The sequence below is a fragment of the Deinococcus aerolatus genome (assembly GCF_014647055.1).
GTDB classification, from domain to species: Bacteria; Deinococcota; Deinococci; order Deinococcales; family Deinococcaceae; genus Deinococcus; species Deinococcus aerolatus.
Window position 1 is genome coordinate 1 of the sequence record NZ_BMOL01000008.1, and the last position, 14,889, is coordinate 14,889.

The window sequence follows — 14,889 nt, forward strand, 5'->3', positions numbered from 1 at the left end:
CGACCCTTAACACGTTCAGGGATTTCCCGTCCAGCACAACCTCAACTCGAAGATGTCCGGTACAGAGGTTGAGCCGTCAAGCCCGTGCTGTGGGCCGTCTGCTTCTTTGCGCCGAGGGAGCTTTGATAATTCTGAAGTTGTACTGGCTGGGTTGAAACATGACCTTTTCTGTGGCGAAAGAGTGGAAGATGCCCAGTGAAAAGCCCCCTCCAGTTGGAGGGGGCTTTTCACTGGGATTGCGGGGATCAGCGTGCGCCGATCACCATGCTGGCGGCCAGGGCGCGACGTTCCCAGTCGAGGATGGCCTGGGCCAGCACCTGTGAGTCCACAGCGCGGTTGGTGGCCTGGATGCGGGTGTTGTTGCGCTGCACACCAGCGGTGTCAGACCAGTCCCAGCGGCCGTTGGGATTCTTGTCGGTGGGGGTGCCCCAGCCCACGGTGTTGCCCTCGGCGATCACGGTGCTGGTGTCGTTGGGGGTCTTGCAGTAATTGCGCAGGTAGAACCCGGCGTCACTGTCGGCATCGAGCAGGGTGCCGTCATTCAGCTTGCCCATGCCCAGAATGGTGTTGCCGCGGATGCTCTGGTGATGGCCGCCAGCCACGGCGATTCCATAGTTGCTGGTCTCTAGCACGGTGTTGTTCACGGCTTCGGTGTAACCCGAGTCACAGCCGTCGCCCATCATGATGCCGCCGCCGCTGTAGGAAGCATCGGGACGGCCTGAGAACGCACCATTGATCAGGTTGTCGTGAATGCGGATCGGGCTGCTGGCCGTGCCGTTGGAGTTGTAAATGTTGATCACGTCCTCGACATGGCTTTGACGCGCTGTGTTCTCAACACGGTTCCAGGCAATCTCGGCTCCACTGATGTCGCGTACGCCGTTGAATTGCACAAATTGGACTCGGTAAAATTTGTCCTGAAAGCCACCGTTGCCATCGCTATAGCGGCCCTCGATGTCGCGAGCCAGGTTGTTACGGATGATGATTGTCACAGGTAGGCCCTTGTTGCCCTGCCATTTATTCACATAGATGCCTGCCGTCTTTTCCATAAAGTTGTTCTCGATCAGCAAGGAAACAATGCCTTCGGCGTTCAGGAAGCGGCCGGAAATCCGGTCACGGTCGTTGGGATTCAGGCCGTAGCCCTTGCAGTTGCGAACGGTCAGGTTGGCCGAGGTCCACGCAGCGTTGATTAGGTGGCCGCGTCCGGTCAGCTTGCAGTTCTCAATAATCACCGGTTCAGAGGTCTTGACCACAATTACTGGAATCTTGGGATCGTTGCTGACGTACTCGCCGCTGTAGGTGCCGCCCTTGGTGATGACCAGCGGGCCGCTGACCACGGGGGGCGTAGGCACAGGGGCCGGTGCCGGAGTGGTGGGGACAGCGGGGGGTGCCGGGGCGGCGGGAGGCGTCGGAGTCGGGGCAATAGGAACAACAGGAGTGGTGGGCTGAGTACTCACTGCGGGGGGCACCGGCACCGTGCAGCCCTGGAGCGTTGGAGCGGCCCAGTCGGCATGATCGTAATCAAGATTGTCGCCGGCATCGGTGACCACTAGTTTCAGCACCTTGCGGCCCTGGATGTCCACCCTGAGCTTCTTGGTGGTGCTGGCCCCGGTCATCTTCAGGCTGTCGTACAGCTTGACGCCGTCGCCGAACACCTGAAACACCACGCTGCCCCGGTCGCCCACCTCATCATCGATGCCGATATCGGCCAGGAACAGCTTGCACTCGGAACTCAGGTTGAAGGTGATGGAGGAGTTGGCATGCACGCCCAGGCCGGTGGCGTAAGTCTTGCCGTTCAGAGTCAGGGTTTTGCCGTCATTGCTCTTGGCGTCGCCGTTGCTCTGGTTGCGCTCCACAGGACCCCACCCGTTGGTGGCGGCGGCCCACGCACTCTTGCTCATGACATTGTCGCCGGCCAGCAGCGCCTCCTGGGTCAGTCTGGTGCTGGCATCCTCGTCCGTCCAGGAACGGTCCACACCGTCGTACATGCTGCCGTGGTCCGCTGGCTGCCCCACCATGCCGGTCTGCTCTTGGGGTGCGCTGGGGCCAGAGCAGGCCGCCAGAATCAGGGGCGCACACCACACCAGCCAGCGCAGGGGGCGGGCGGACTTGCTGACGGTGGAGGAGGCAGTGGTGGGGGGGATAGGGGACATGAGGGTTCTCCTGGGTGGGCGCTACCGATTCTTGAGCTGCTGGGCGACTCTCGAACACGGGCGGGACTTGGACGGTAGAGGGGTGGTTGACGATGTGCTGGTGAAACACTGGGGGTGGTCCTCTTCTCGGTTGACATCACGCTACAGATTTAACTGAAACTTCATCTATGAAATATCCATGAAATGAACCGGCTGTTTGCCGGGTATCTAACAACAATCGGCCAAATTTGCTTGATTGCTGGGGGTGTGGGGGGAGGGTTAAATACCTTTAACAACGTTGAGTGCGAACTCTGTAAGAGAAATTTTACGGAATTGGAATTCGGTAGATGATTAATTATAAGATCTTTAGAATCACCTGAGTAAGGAAAATGTAAGAGAATAAAATGGTGACCGTATTTATTTTTCGACGATTTATTCAATATCTTGGTAAAAGATAATCTAGTTTGAATTTATTATACATTTCGGATTATTTTCATAGATTTATTTGATTTAGGTCGGAGTATGCAAAAATCCCTTTGCTTGATTATAAAAATGAGATTTCTGAGAAGATGTGAACCTTTCTGACAAGCTGACTGGACGCTCATCCGGAAAGAGTCAATACCGGCTCGATCTGTGACAGATCTGGAAGGGCGGACAAGAGGCTCTGGACATGTTTCGGAAGTGGGACCATGTACAAGTCACGCCACTGAATCCGCGCTGTGGGTACCGAGCCAGTTTTCGCTGAGACACATTTTTTGCGATGGTTTAACGTTCGCGGGACTACCCTCGTCCTGATCGCTCTACTGCTGCCTGGAGGCAGCGCAGGCCAAAACGTCGACGCCCTTAAGGCAGGAGGCGGGTTCTGTGGCGACCAGCCTGTATGCCTCTCCGCTGCCGGGACCGGAACCGGTCTCAGACTCTTCCCTGGCCTTCCCACACAAAGGAACTCATTTCTGATGTCCAAAGCCCACCCTGTTGCCCTGCTGTCCCCGTCTCGCCTGCCTGTGCTGGGCCTCGTTCTGACCGGACTGCTGGCCGCCTGCGGTCCCCAGGCGTCCAAAGATCCACCACTGCCGCCGCCTGACCCGGCCACCAACGCAAAAATCAACTTTCAGCCTGCCGGCGCGGCAGTGCCCACCGGTTACACCGCCGACACCGGCGCGGCCTACAGCGACGCCCGTGGGTACGGTTGGGTGGCCCAGTCGGACCGTGCGCCACTAAACGTCTCGGTCAACGCCCGCGTGTACGAGGCACAGCCTGTGGACCCGCGCCTGAAGTCATTCATTCATATGCAGTACAACGCGAACACCACCACCCCGGCCGTGCGGACACCCGCAGCCTGGGAGTACGCAATTCCTGACGGGACGTACACCGTGACCGTCAGCACCGGCGATGCCAGCGCCAATCTGGACAGCACCCACGCCCTGAACATCGAGGGCCAGAAGGCCGTCCTGCCCTACAAACCGGCGGATACCAACAAGTTCCGCTCCGTGACCCTGCGCGTGCCGGTCAGCGACGGCCGCCTGACCATCGACGCCATCGGCGGCACCAACACCAAGATCAATTACGTGACCATTGCGCCCGGCAACCGCCCCAGCGTGCGCGAGACAAACCCGGAGAACGGGCAAACCATGGTGGACCCCAGGGGGGCCGTGACGGCTGACCTGAATCTGCCGGCCAGTTCCGTTGACTCGTCCACCCTGACGCAGGCGGTTTCACTGGCGGGGCCGGACGGCAAGCCGGTGCCGGCCATCGTCAACACGTCGGGTGGGGGGGACATTGTGGTGCTCAAGCCCAATGCAGACCTTCAGCCCTTCACGACCTACACCTTTACCATTACCTCAGCGCTTAAGGACGGGGCGGGCAACGCCTTCTTGCCCTTCAGCACCAGCTTCGTGACGGGTCCGATGGCCGGCAACGGTGGCCCGGTGGCCTTCGAGCAGGTGCCGCAGGCCAATGTACCCTCCGGCGCGTACACCTCCGTGCAGATCGGCCCGGACAACATGCTGTACGCGGCCACGCTGACCGGGGAGATCCGGCGTTTTGCGATGGGGGCCGACGGCACGCTGGGCGTACCGCAGACCATCACTTCTGTTCGGACGGCCAATGGTGGTGCTCCGCGCACCATCATCGGCCTGACGTTTGATCCGTCCAGCACGGCGGATAATCTGGTGCTGTGGATCAGCAACAACGTCATCTACACGGGCCAGCCGGTGGATGACTGGACCGGCAAGATCACGCGCCTGAGCGGCCCCAATCTGGAAAAGGTTCAGGATTACGTGGTGGGCCTGCCACGCTCAGTGCGCGATCACCTAACCAACTCAATCTCTTTCAAACCGGGTGAGCCGGGAGCCCTGTACGTCTTGCAGGGCAGTAACTCCTCAACCGGGGCGCCCGACAGCCAGTGGGGCATGCGGCCCGAGCGGCTGCTGACTGGGGCGCTGCTGCGGGTAGATCTGAATAAGATCACAGCGGGTTCGCCGGTGAACGTCAAGACCGAAGACGGCGGCAACTACAACCCCTACGCGTTCGGCGCCCCGGTCACGTTGTACGCCACCGGCATCCGCAACGCCTACGACATGGTGTGGCACACCAACGGCTCGCTGTATGTCCCGGCCAACGGCGGGGCAGCGGGCGGCAACACGCCCAGCGTGCCCAGCCCGCTGCCCGCAAGCTGCGCCAACCGGCCCGACGGCAGCTACAAGGGTCCTGTCGTCAACGGCAAGAACGGCATGCTCAAGCAGAAGGACTTCCTGTTCAACGTCAAACAGAACAAGTACTACGGCCACCCCAACCCGGCGCGCTGCGAATGGGTCCTGAACGGCGGCAACCCCACGGCGGGTGTTGACCCTGCCGAAGTGATCGATTACCCCGCAGGTACGCTGCCTGACCCCAACTGGGGCGGTGTCGCCTATGACTTTGGCGAGAACCAGTCGCCCAACGGCGTGATCGAGGAATACACCCTGCCCGGCAACTCGCTGCTCAAGAACCGCCTGCTGGTGGTGCGCTACAGCCGGGGCAAGGACATCATCGTCCTCAAGCCCGGCCCCGACGGGAAGATCGTGGCCAGCGAAACCCTGGAAAACGTGCCGGGACTGACCAACTTTAATCCCAGCCCGCTGGACCTGACCCAGAACCGCAGCAACGGCCACCTGTACGTGGCGCAGCTGAATGAAACCAACGGCCAGGGCACCATCACGCTGGTCAGGCCCAAGTAAGCGGGTTCAGACAGGCTTTCGCTCAGATCTCCCTTCCCACCCAGTCTGTGTTTCAGGCGGCGCGTGGAGGTCCGGTTCACTCCGGCCTCCCGCGCCGCCCCTGTCTGTTGCTGTCTCTCAAGCCTTTGCCCCGGAGGTCTGTCATGAACATCCCCGCCTTGTTGACCCTGGCCCTGTTGTGGGGACAGGGTCTGCCCGCCTCTGCTGCGGCCGCCCCGGCTGCCGCCCACCGGCCGTCCATGCAGAGGGCCACGCTTCAGGCCCCGGCCACCCTGCCCGAACAGCGGCCCAGCCGCAACTTGCAGGTGAGCAGCAGCTACGCCGGCGCCTTGGCCTTTAGCCCGGACGGTTGGTGGCTGGTCACCGGCAGCGGCGAGGGGATAATCCAGTGGTGGCCTGCGGTGGCCCGTCCCAACGTCCAGACGCGCGGCCCCAGCCTGCGTCTGCCGGGGGCCGTCACGGCGCTGGCCTTCAATTCCGGTGGGGACCGGCTGGCCGCCATCGGCGGTGATGGGCGCGTGCGGGTGTGGGCCCTTCCCGGCCGCGTTCTGCTGCACACGCTGGACCCGCAGACCTATTACGTCACGGCGCTGGCCTTCAGCCCGGACGGCCAGATGCTGGCGACGGCGGGCGGCGACAACACCCGGCAACCGGGTTCCGGCAACAGCGTCCGGCTGTGGGACCTGGACAATGGGCGCGTGCAGGGCACCCTGCGCGGTCACGCCGATGTGGTGACCGCGCTAGCCTTTGACCCCACGGGCCGGACCCTGGTGACCGGCAGCCGGGACCGCACGGTGCGGCTGTGGGACGTGGCCGGGCGCCTGCCGCTGCGGACGCTGGGGCAGCACGGGGATGACGTGAGCGCCGTGGCCTTCAGCCCGGACGGCCAGACAGTGGCCAGCGGCAGCCAGGACACCAGCGCCCGGCTGTGGGCGGTGCAGGACGGACGAGTGCGGGGCGAGTTGCGTGCCCCGGGCGGCGCGGTCCATGCCCTGGCCTTCTCCCCGGACGGTCAGCAGCTACTGACAGGGGCACAAGATGGGCGGACGTGGCTATGGAACGTGCAGGGCAGGACGCTGGTTTCTATCCTGGGCCGCCACAACGACCCTGTGCGGTCGCTGGCCTTCAGTCCGGACGGGCGGACCGCCGCCGCCGCTGGGGGCCGGGACCGCCGTGTGCTGTTGTGGTCACTGGCGCCCAGCCTGCGCTGAGCAGGGCGGCTGGCGTGCTCCCTGTCTTTCAGAGGCCACAGGAGCGCCTGACCCGTTAACGTTGCTGTATCGCCCTGCAGCGCAGGATCCGGGTTCCAGAGGCCCGCGGAGACGTTCTGCCGCGTCGCCCGGAATTCAGGAGAGGTCAGGAACCGTGATGAAACGACGCGCCACCGCAAAACCCATGCTGCTCGGCGCCGCGCTGCTGCTGTGCAGTTGTTCGGCGTTGCCCCCTGGGGGAGCCCTGGCCCTCGGCACGACCCAGACCACGTCCCAGCAGGCCATCCGGCCCAGCTTTGCGGCGCGGGATACGGCCGCGCAGGCTGACGGCCGGACCGTGGTGTTCGGCCACAGGGGTGCCGATTACGTCATGGCGCGTTATCTGGCGGGTGGACAGCCTGATCCCAGCTTCGGCGGTTCAGGCGAGGTGCGGCTGCCCCGGACGGCTCCGGGCGGCGCAGCTGAGATCTTTCGGCTGACCGTGCAGGCCGGCGGCGGGCTGCTGGCGCTGGGCGGCACCACCGTGCTGCGGGTGCTGCCGGACGGGCGCCCCGATCCTGCCTTCGGGCAGGGCGGCCGGGTCACTGCCGCCCTGCCCGCCGCTCCCCAGGCGCTGGCGGCCCTGCCGGACGGCCGCGTGCTGGTGGCCGGCGGCACCCGCGCCCTGTCGCCGGACCCGGCTGCTCCCGCCTCGGCCCTGGTGCTGACGCGGCTGTTGCCGGGCGGCGCCCCGGACCCTGGGTTCGGCGTGGGCGGTCAGGTGGTCACCGCGCTGGACGCCTCGGCCTCGGCCTTCAGCGTGTGGCCGCTGGCGGACGGCGGCGCGCTGGTCGGCGGCACGGCGCTGTCGTTTGAGGGCGGCACCTACAGCCGCTGGGTGGTGGTGCGCTACACCGCAGGCGGCGCCCTGGACCCGGCCTTCGGTGACGGCGGCGTGGCAACGGTGCGCGGGGACCGTTTTGCCGCCACCCGGCCCAGCAGCCTGGCCGTGGACGCCTCGGGCCGGGTGCTGTCTGCCGGCCACCTGAGCAGCGGCGTCTGCACGCTGGACCGGCTGCTGCCTTCCGGCCAGCGCGATCCGGCCTGGGCCTACGAGGCCGCCAGCGAGCTGCGCGTTCTACCGGACGGCAACGCGGTGGGCGGCGCGGGTGCCGGCACCCCGGACGTCTCGCTGGCCCTGTTGCCCGGCGGCGGGGCGGCGCTGGGCGGCTGCGCGCAGTTTACCCCCGACGCCTCGGGGCAGGATCAGGTTCAGCCGGTGCTGGCCCGCCTGGGGCCGGATGGCAGCCCGGACCTCACCCTCGGCAGTCAGGGCTTCCAGACTGTGCCCGACAGTGCCCGCGCCAGCACCACCCCCGGCGGAGGTCTGCTGGTGGGCCTCGACCCGGTGTCCGAAATTGACCCGTGAGATGCGTCGGCGCCTGACCACCCACGCCGCAGGCACTGAGCTCACGCCCCGTTCCGCCCCTTGTGCAGACCAGACGACCAGACCCCGGCGCGACTCTGTCGCCGGGCCTTGTGTTGCAGCGCCCCAGCAACGATTCAGGAGTCACCCATGAACCCACCCCACCCTCCCATTTTCCGTTCCCCACGCCGTCACAGCCGTGGCCGCTGGACGCTGGCCGCGCTGCTGGCCCTCACCACCAGCTGTGCCCAGCTTCCGGGCGTTGGGGCCAGTCCGACGCCTGACCCGGCCCCCACCCTGACCCTCAGCGCCCAGCCTGACGCCCTGGTGTTCAGTGGCACGGCGGACGGCAGCGGGGCCGGGGCCAGCGTGACCCGGACCGTGACCTTGAGCAACAACAGCGGCGCGCCGGTCCAGCTCAGGAACGTGCTGTTTGACGGGGCGTCGGCGGCCTTCGGGCTGGTGTCGCCGCCCAGCTTTCCGCGGACCCTGGGGGCGGGCCAGAGCCTGAATCTGAATGTTCGCATGTTGCCGGGCAGCCCAACCGGGGTGCTGCGTGCCACGCTGAGCGCCGTGGGGGACGCTGCGCCCATCGTGGCCGTGCCGCTGGCCGGCCTGCGCGCCGCTGGCCTGGAAGGCAACAAGGAGCCCGCGCTGGCGCAGATCGTGGACACCCTGGACTACCGGATCGATGTGGGCGGCAGCGGGCTGATTCTCAGCACTGGCCCTGGCCTCATCGGCGAGGAGGTGGCCGCTCCCCTGTTCGAACGCGCCTCGGCCGCGCCCGTGACCCTGCGCCCGGTGGCCCGCTACTCGCCGGACGGCCCCTCGGTCTACGGCAGCTTCGTCCTGAACGGCGGCGCGGCTCAGACCCAGCCGTTGGGCACCATGGCCGCCGGCGGCCACCAGACCCTCAACCCACCGCTGACCGCCGGCAGCCGCACCACCTTCGATCCGGGCAGCCAGCCGTTCGGCATCTACCTGGCCCCCAACAGCTACGCCGCGCAGGACACCTTCACCCTGGACCGCCTGAACACCGGGCGCGTCCGCCACGCGGTGCGCACCTACCCGCTGCGCAACCGCGCCGGACAGACGGTGGCGAACAGCTACCTGCTGGGCTTCGAGCCGTCCGAGAACGGCGACTACCAGGACGTCGTGTTCGTGCTGGAAAACGTCCGTCCTGTGGCTGACCGCTAGGGGCCAACAGGGCTAGGGGCGGGCCACCAACTGGTGGCCCGCCCTTCCCTGTGCCTGGTGCTGCGTCTAGAACATACGGGGATTCGGCGGGATGTCCAGCGTGTTTCCGGCATCGGTCTCGTCAGCCCAGACCTTCATATGGGTCAGGCGGGCGCTGCCGAAGGTGGTGGAAAAGGCCACGTCGCTGGCGTCGCGGCCCTGCGCGATCAGCACGCGGCCCGCACGCGGCTTGTTGTGGCGGGCGTCGAAGGTGCGCCACTGGCCATCGAGATAGGCCTCGAACCACGCGTGGAAGTCCATCGGCACGGGGTCCGGCACGATGTCGATGTCGGGCATATAGCCGCAGACATAGCGTGCCGGAATATTCAGCGCCCGGCAGAAGGCCACGCCCATGTGTGCGAAGTCACGGCACACCGCGCGGCGGCTATCCAGCGCCTGCTTGGCTGACGTGGTGCTGTTGGAGCCGTAGCCGTAGGCGCACTCGTCAAACAGGAAATCGCTGATGGCCTGCACCTGCGCCCACCCGCCCGAGATGTGTCCGAAGCGGTCCCAGGCCTCGGCGCTGATCACGTCGCTGTCGACGTAGCGGCTGGGCAGCAGGTACTGGATGGTCTCGTCGGGCAGGTGCTCCACCATGGTCTTTTTCAGGTGCGGCAGCACCGGATCGGGGTTGCGCGTGATCTCCGCGATCAGGTCATGCCCGATGGTGAAGGTGCCGGGCTGCGCCACCGTGCGCCACACCACGTTGCCGTGGCTGTCGGTGTAGGTGTGGATACCCGAGGCCGCGCCCAGCGGGCGGGCGTCGATGATGCGCTGGCGGGTGCCGGTGGGTTCCAGGCGATCTCCCGGCTGCACCACGAACAGCATCGGGGTGGGATAGGGCACTTCAAAGGTGAGCGAGAAGCCTGCGCGCACCCGGACGGGGCGTTCGAAAACGGCAGAGTCCGCGGTTCTGTGGGTGTGTGGGGCGCTGCCTTGCTGTGTCATTCACCGTAGTCTGAGGCTTTTTTGAAAAGCGAATGTGTGAAGTCTACGCAGTGCGCCTGCAAATCCTGAACACCGCCGGGCGCGTTAGCCTGCGGGGTATGAACCGCCTTGCCGAGGAATCCAGTCCCTACCTGCGCCAGCATGCCGACAACCCGGTGGAGTGGTGGCCCTGGGGCGAGGCCGCGTTTGCCCAGGCGCGGGCGCGTGGCGTGCCGCTGCTGCTGTCGGTGGGCTACTCCACCTGCCACTGGTGCCATGTCATGGCCCATGAGAGCTTTGAGGACGCGGCCACAGCCGCCTACATGAATGAACATTTCGTCAACGTCAAGGTGGACCGCGAGGAGCGTCCCGACGTGGACGCCGTGTACATGGCTGCCACCCAGGCCATGACCGGACAGGGCGGCTGGCCCATGACGGTGTTCCTGACCCCCGACGCCGAGCCGTTCTACGCCGGTACCTACTTTCCGCCGCGCGACGGCCACGGCCTGCCCAGCTTCATGCGGGTGATGGGCAGCGTGGTTCATGCCTGGACCGGGGACCGCGAGAAGATTATTGCCAACGCCCAGGCCCTCACCGCCCACGTGCGCGAGGCCGGCCGGCCGCGCCCGGTGGAGGGGGAACTGCGCGCCGACGTTCTCGACTCCGGGCTGGAACGCGCTGTGGCGAACCTGCGCCGCGTGTACGATGACGTGCAGGGCGGCTTTGGCGGGGCGCCCAGGTTTCCGGCACCCACCACCCTCGACTTTCTGCTGACCCGCCCGGAGGGGCGCAGCATGGCGCTGCATACCCTGCGGCAGATGGCCCGCGGCGGCCTCACCGATCAGCTGGGCGGGGGCTTTCACCGCTACAGCGTGGACGCGGAATGGCGCGTGCCGCATTTCGAGAAGATGCTGTACGACAATGCCCAGCTTGTGCGCACCCTGCTGCGTGCCTACCAGGTCAGCGGCGACGCCGAATTCGCCCGGCTGGCCCGCACCACCCTGAGCTACCTGGAGCGCGAGATGCTGCACGGGGGCGGCGGCTTTTTCAGTGCCCAGGACGCCGACACGGGCGGCGTGGAAGGGCTGACCTTCACCTGGACCCCGGACGAGGTCCGCGCCGTGCTGGGCGAGGGCGAGGACGCCGCGCTGCTCATGGCGCATCTGGGCATCACCGACGGGGGCAACTTTCTCGATCCCCACCGGCCCGAACACGGGCGGCGTTCGGTGCCGTTCGTGGCCCATTCAGTGGCCGAACTGGCCGCCCTGCACGGCGACAGCGAGGACCGCATCGGCATGCGGCTGGAAGGCCTGAAAAACCGGCTGCACGCCGCCCGCCAGACCCGCGAGCAGCCCGGCACCGACGACAAGGTGCTGACCTCCTGGAACGGGCTGGCCCTGGCCGCCTTTGCCGACGCGGCCCGTATCCTGCAGGAGCCGCCCTCTTTAAGGGAACACTACCTGGAGGTGGCCCGCCGCAACGCCGACTTTATCCGCACCGAACTGCGGCTGCCGGACGGCACGCTGCGCCACGTCTGGGGCGAGGGTGGGGCGAAGGTGGAGGGCCTCCTTGAAGACCACGCCCTATACGGTCTCGGACTGGTGGCGCTGTTCCAGGCGGGCGGCGACGTGGCCCATCTGGAGTGGGCGCGCGAGCTGTGGGACACGGTCCGGCGCGATTTCTGGAACGAGGACGCGGGGGTGTTCATGGCCTCTGGCGGACGGGCCGAGACGTTGCTGACCCGGCAGGCCCCCGGTTTCGACAGCGCCGTGCTCAGCGACAACGCGGCGGCAGCGTTGCTGGCGCTGTGGATGGACCGCTACTTCGCCGAGCCGGATGCCGAGGCGCTGGCCCGCCGCACCGTCCAGAGTTTCCAGGCCGACATGCTGGCGGCCAGCGGAGGCTTCGGCGGGTTGTGGCAGGCGGCGGCTTTCCTGGCCGCGCCGCATTCCGAGGTGGCGATTATCGGCACGCCCGAGGAGCGCCGCCCACTGGAAGAGGTAGCCGCAGGGGTGTTCCTGCCGTTCACGGCGCTGGCTTTCACGGGGGAGGGCGGTGATCTTCCCGTGCTGCAGGACCGTCCCGGCGGCATGGGCTACGTCTGTCGCAACCGCGCCTGTGGGTTGCCCACGCGCGACGCGGCGCAGTTCCGGCGGCAGCTGGAAGGGCTGGCAGCAGGTAAGGGCTGAGCCCCTTCCCCGTGTTCCAATACAGTTCAGAAGCGGCTGGGTCCACCGTCCTGCTGCTCACTGCGCGCTCCATCGACGGGATCGCCGGTTTCCTGCAGGGTGATCAGCTCGTTTTCACGCACAAAGGCCTCCATGAAGCGGCGCATCAGCATCATCTGGCTGCGGTGGGCCTTGAGGGCCTCGAGCTTCAGGATCTGATCCTGCTGTTCCAGATCGGCCCGCTGCCAAGCCAGATGAAAGCCGCGCGGCGAGATCAGCAGTGGGAAGGTCATGTGGAGCCCCTTGGGGACCGGCCATTCCACGCCGCCGTGCACGATCCAGTAACGCGCCCGTGAACTCCAGCCGCGTTGCCTGAGCAGGTGCTGGGTGAACAGGCTGGTGGCGATATGGTCCCTGTGGGCGTCGCTGCTGGAGGGCAGCAGCACCAGGTCCGGCTGCACGCGGTCCAGCACGTCACCCAGATCACGGCTCAAGTTGGACGCGGTGTAGAGCGCGCCGGGTGACAGGGCGCGGGCATAGGGAACGTGGACCGCGCCGGTGTGGGGAGAGCGTACTGGACCGGGAGTGTTCCACATCTTCAGAAGCGCTCCGTCCGGGTAGCCCAGGAAGCTGAGGTGGGTGGCCGGGATGCCCAGCGTGGCGGCGGCAGCGGCGGCCTCGTCCATGCGGCGGCGGCCCAGCTTCTGGGTGGCGGTCCGGCGCGGTCGCAGGGTGCGGTCCAGCAGGGCGCTGTTCAGCTCGAAGCCGTCGCCGCTGGTGACCCAGACCACAGACACCTGGGCGCCTGCCCGCACGGCCCCGGCAATGATTCCCCCACAACACAGGCTCTCGTCGTCTGGATGGGGACTGACCACCAGGACACTCTGTCCGGCGCGAATGGGGGGCAGGGTCGGCAGCGCGTACACGGCGGCTGTGGCGCGTGGGTACAGCAGGGTCAGGGCCGAGCGGGCGTTAATGGCGTAGGCCAGACCCAGCGACACCAGCAGCGCCAGCCCCAGCACCCAGTCGCGCCGCCGCTTGCCAAACCGCCGCCGATTCCCCTGGCTGCGCATGTCGCGGGCCTAGCGGGTCAGTTCCTGCACCCCGTCCGGCGAGGCGACAAAGGCCCGCTCGGCCATGCCCAGAAACAGCCCCGTCTCCACCACGCCCAGCGTTCCCTTCAGCTCGCGCTCCAGCGCGGCGAGATCACCCCCGGGGCGCACCTGTGCGTCGTAGATGTAGTTGCCGTTGTCGGTGACGTAGGGCTGCGCGCCGGGCTGCCGCAGGCGTCCGCCGGGCACGATCTGCCGCAGCCGTTCGATGGTGCTCAGGAAGCCGAAGCGGGCGATTTCGATGGGCAGCGGGGCCTTCTCGCCAATCTGGTTCACCAGTTTGCTGTGGTCCGCAATGATGATCAGCCGCCGCGCCTGCACCTCGGTCAGCTTCTCGCGCAGCAGGGCGCCGCCCAGGCCCTTGATCAGGTCGAGGTTGGGGGCGATCTCGTCCGCACCGTCAATGGCAATGTCCAGCGGGCGCGGGTCCAGGGCTTGCACGGTGAGCCCCACCTCGCGCGCCAGAGCGTCGCTGGCCTCGCTGGTGGCCACCCCCACAATCCCGGTGAGTTCCCCGCTGTGCACCTTGCGTCCGATTTCCTCGATGGCGTACTTCGCCGTGCTGCCGGTGCCCAGGCCCACCCGCATGCCGCTCTCGATCAGGGCGACGGCGCGCAGGGCAGCCTCTTTTTTAAGAGCCTCCAGGTCAGCCACGCGCGGTCTGGTCCTTTTCAATGGCCGCCGCCACCGCGTCTGCGTGTCCGTCCACCGAGACGGCCAGCCAGCTCTTGACCAGTTTGCCGTCCGGGCCGATTAAAAAGGTCTGACGTTTGATGCCCTCGGTGACCTTGCCGTACAGGTTCTTGGGTCCAAATGAACCGATGGACTTCAGGAAGGCGGCGTCCGGGTCACTCAGCAGCGGAAACGGCAGGCTGTGCTTCTCGGCGAACTGGGCATGGCTGTCCGCGTCGTCGGCGCTGACGCCCACGATGGCGGCGCCCAGCGCCCTGAGCGGCGCGCTGTCACGGAAATCACACGCCTCCCTGGTGCAGCCGGGGGTGTCATCCTTGGGGTACACGTACAGCACCAGATACCGGCCCGCGTAGTTGTTCAGGCCGTGCGCCTGCCCGGAGGCGTCCTGGAGGGTGAAGGCCGGAAACGTTTCGCCGGTCTGGGGAGCAGAGGTGGAGTCCGTCATGGCCCCAGGGTAACGCGGCGGCAGGCCAGGGGGAAACCGGCACACAAAAAGCCCCTGCACAGTCAAGGAGCGCAGGGGAGCGGGGGGTAAGTTGAAGTGCGCCCGGCGGAATAGCGTCAGATCGAGACGCGTCCGGGGAGCGTGTTGGGCTCCTCAGGTTCCTCGAACCCGATGTCGGGGTTGCCGGGGCTGTCCTGCACCACGCCAGGGTCCTGCTCGTAGCGTTCCGGAATCTTGCGCAGGCTCTCGGCGTCGCTGTGGTGTTCGGGCATCTCGTCGAAGTGTTCATCGCTGGTGTGTCCGGTCATGGGTCCAGGCTAGGCGGCGTCGGCGCGGGCCGGGTGT

General features: G+C 66.4%; 11 protein-coding genes. 5 read left to right on the plus strand and 6 right to left on the minus strand.

Features of this window, described 5'->3' with window-relative positions; all coding sequences use genetic code 11:
- Window positions 1–245: 245 nt before the first annotated feature.
- Window positions 246–2,150 carry an NPCBM/NEW2 domain-containing protein gene (locus IEY31_RS09630; protein WP_229723458.1) on the minus strand — a complete coding sequence of 635 codons (1,905 nt, stop codon included), beginning with the start codon at window positions 2,148–2,150 and terminating at the stop codon, window positions 246–248.
- A gap of 935 nt (window positions 2,151–3,085) precedes the next feature.
- Here IEY31_RS09630 and IEY31_RS09635 point away from each other — a divergent pair.
- The 4 genes from IEY31_RS09635 to IEY31_RS09650 all read left to right on the plus strand — a co-directional run bounded on the left by IEY31_RS09635 (window position 3,086) and on the right by IEY31_RS09650 (window position 9,160).
- On the plus strand, window positions 3,086–5,347 hold the full coding sequence (locus IEY31_RS09635) for an Ig-like domain-containing protein (protein WP_188971367.1): 2,262 nt from the start codon (window positions 3,086–3,088) through the stop codon (window positions 5,345–5,347).
- A 143-nt stretch (window positions 5,348–5,490) separates the two neighbouring features.
- Entirely contained in the window at window positions 5,491–6,558 is a 1,068-nt protein-coding gene (locus IEY31_RS09640; RefSeq protein ID WP_188971369.1) for a WD40 repeat domain-containing protein, read from the plus strand.
- A 157-nt stretch (window positions 6,559–6,715) separates the two neighbouring features.
- Window positions 6,716–7,966 (plus strand): NHL repeat-containing protein, encoded by a 1,251-nt coding sequence (locus IEY31_RS09645; protein ID WP_188971371.1) that lies wholly within the window; start codon window positions 6,716–6,718, stop codon window positions 7,964–7,966.
- Between the two features lie 147 nt (window positions 7,967–8,113).
- Complete coding sequence (locus tag IEY31_RS09650; protein WP_188971373.1) at window positions 8,114–9,160, plus strand: hypothetical protein; 1,047 nt, start codon at window positions 8,114–8,116, stop codon at window positions 9,158–9,160.
- Between the two features lie 66 nt (window positions 9,161–9,226).
- Here the strand turns inward: IEY31_RS09650 and IEY31_RS09655 are convergent, their stop codons facing one another.
- The gene (locus IEY31_RS09655) at window positions 9,227–10,147 is read right to left on the minus strand and encodes a transglutaminase-like domain-containing protein (protein ID WP_188971375.1); all 921 of its coding nucleotides are present in this window, start codon (window positions 10,145–10,147) and stop codon (window positions 9,227–9,229) included.
- 98 nt (window positions 10,148–10,245) lie between these two features.
- Between IEY31_RS09655 and IEY31_RS09660 the strand changes: the two genes are divergently transcribed.
- Window positions 10,246–12,315 (plus strand): thioredoxin domain-containing protein, encoded by a 2,070-nt coding sequence (locus tag IEY31_RS09660; RefSeq protein WP_188971377.1) that lies wholly within the window; start codon window positions 10,246–10,248, stop codon window positions 12,313–12,315.
- A gap of 26 nt (window positions 12,316–12,341) precedes the next feature.
- Here the strand turns inward: IEY31_RS09660 and IEY31_RS09665 are convergent, their stop codons facing one another.
- The 4 genes from IEY31_RS09665 to IEY31_RS09680 all read right to left on the minus strand — a co-directional run bounded on the left by IEY31_RS09665 (window position 12,342) and on the right by IEY31_RS09680 (window position 14,852).
- Window positions 12,342–13,367: a PIG-L deacetylase family protein gene (locus IEY31_RS09665; RefSeq protein WP_188971379.1), complete on the minus strand. Its 1,026-nt coding sequence runs from the start codon at window positions 13,365–13,367 to the stop codon at window positions 12,342–12,344.
- A gap of 9 nt (window positions 13,368–13,376) precedes the next feature.
- The gene (rpiA, locus tag IEY31_RS09670) at window positions 13,377–14,060 is read right to left on the minus strand and encodes a ribose 5-phosphate isomerase A (protein ID WP_188971380.1); all 684 of its coding nucleotides are present in this window, start codon (window positions 14,058–14,060) and stop codon (window positions 13,377–13,379) included.
- On the minus strand, window positions 14,053–14,544 hold the full coding sequence (locus IEY31_RS09675; protein WP_188971383.1) for a peroxiredoxin: 492 nt from the start codon (window positions 14,542–14,544) through the stop codon (window positions 14,053–14,055). Before IEY31_RS09675 ends, rpiA begins: the two co-directional genes overlap by 8 nt.
- A 116-nt stretch (window positions 14,545–14,660) precedes the next feature.
- Complete coding sequence (locus IEY31_RS09680; protein WP_188971385.1) at window positions 14,661–14,852, minus strand: hypothetical protein; 192 nt, start codon at window positions 14,850–14,852, stop codon at window positions 14,661–14,663.
- Window positions 14,853–14,889: the final 37 nt, after the last annotated feature.

Coding starts and splice junctions, on each gene's coding strand:
- IEY31_RS09630 (WP_229723458.1), bottom strand. CDS start 2,150: ATGTCCCCTATCCCCCCCACCACTGCCTCCTCCACCGTCAGCAAGTCC.
- IEY31_RS09675 (WP_188971383.1), bottom strand. CDS start 14,544: ATGACGGACTCCACCTCTGCTCCCCAGACCGGCGAAACGTTTCCGGCC.
- IEY31_RS09655 (WP_188971375.1), bottom strand. CDS start 10,147: ATGACACAGCAAGGCAGCGCCCCACACACCCACAGAACCGCGGACTCT.
- IEY31_RS09665 (WP_188971379.1), bottom strand. CDS start 13,367: ATGCGCAGCCAGGGGAATCGGCGGCGGTTTGGCAAGCGGCGGCGCGAC.
- IEY31_RS09635 (WP_188971367.1), top strand. CDS start 3,086: ATGTCCAAAGCCCACCCTGTTGCCCTGCTGTCCCCGTCTCGCCTGCCT.
- IEY31_RS09680 (WP_188971385.1), bottom strand. CDS start 14,852: ATGACCGGACACACCAGCGATGAACACTTCGACGAGATGCCCGAACAC.
- IEY31_RS09640 (WP_188971369.1), top strand. CDS start 5,491: ATGAACATCCCCGCCTTGTTGACCCTGGCCCTGTTGTGGGGACAGGGT.
- IEY31_RS09645 (WP_188971371.1), top strand. CDS start 6,716: ATGAAACGACGCGCCACCGCAAAACCCATGCTGCTCGGCGCCGCGCTG.
- IEY31_RS09660 (WP_188971377.1), top strand. CDS start 10,246: ATGAACCGCCTTGCCGAGGAATCCAGTCCCTACCTGCGCCAGCATGCC.
- IEY31_RS09650 (WP_188971373.1), top strand. CDS start 8,114: ATGAACCCACCCCACCCTCCCATTTTCCGTTCCCCACGCCGTCACAGC.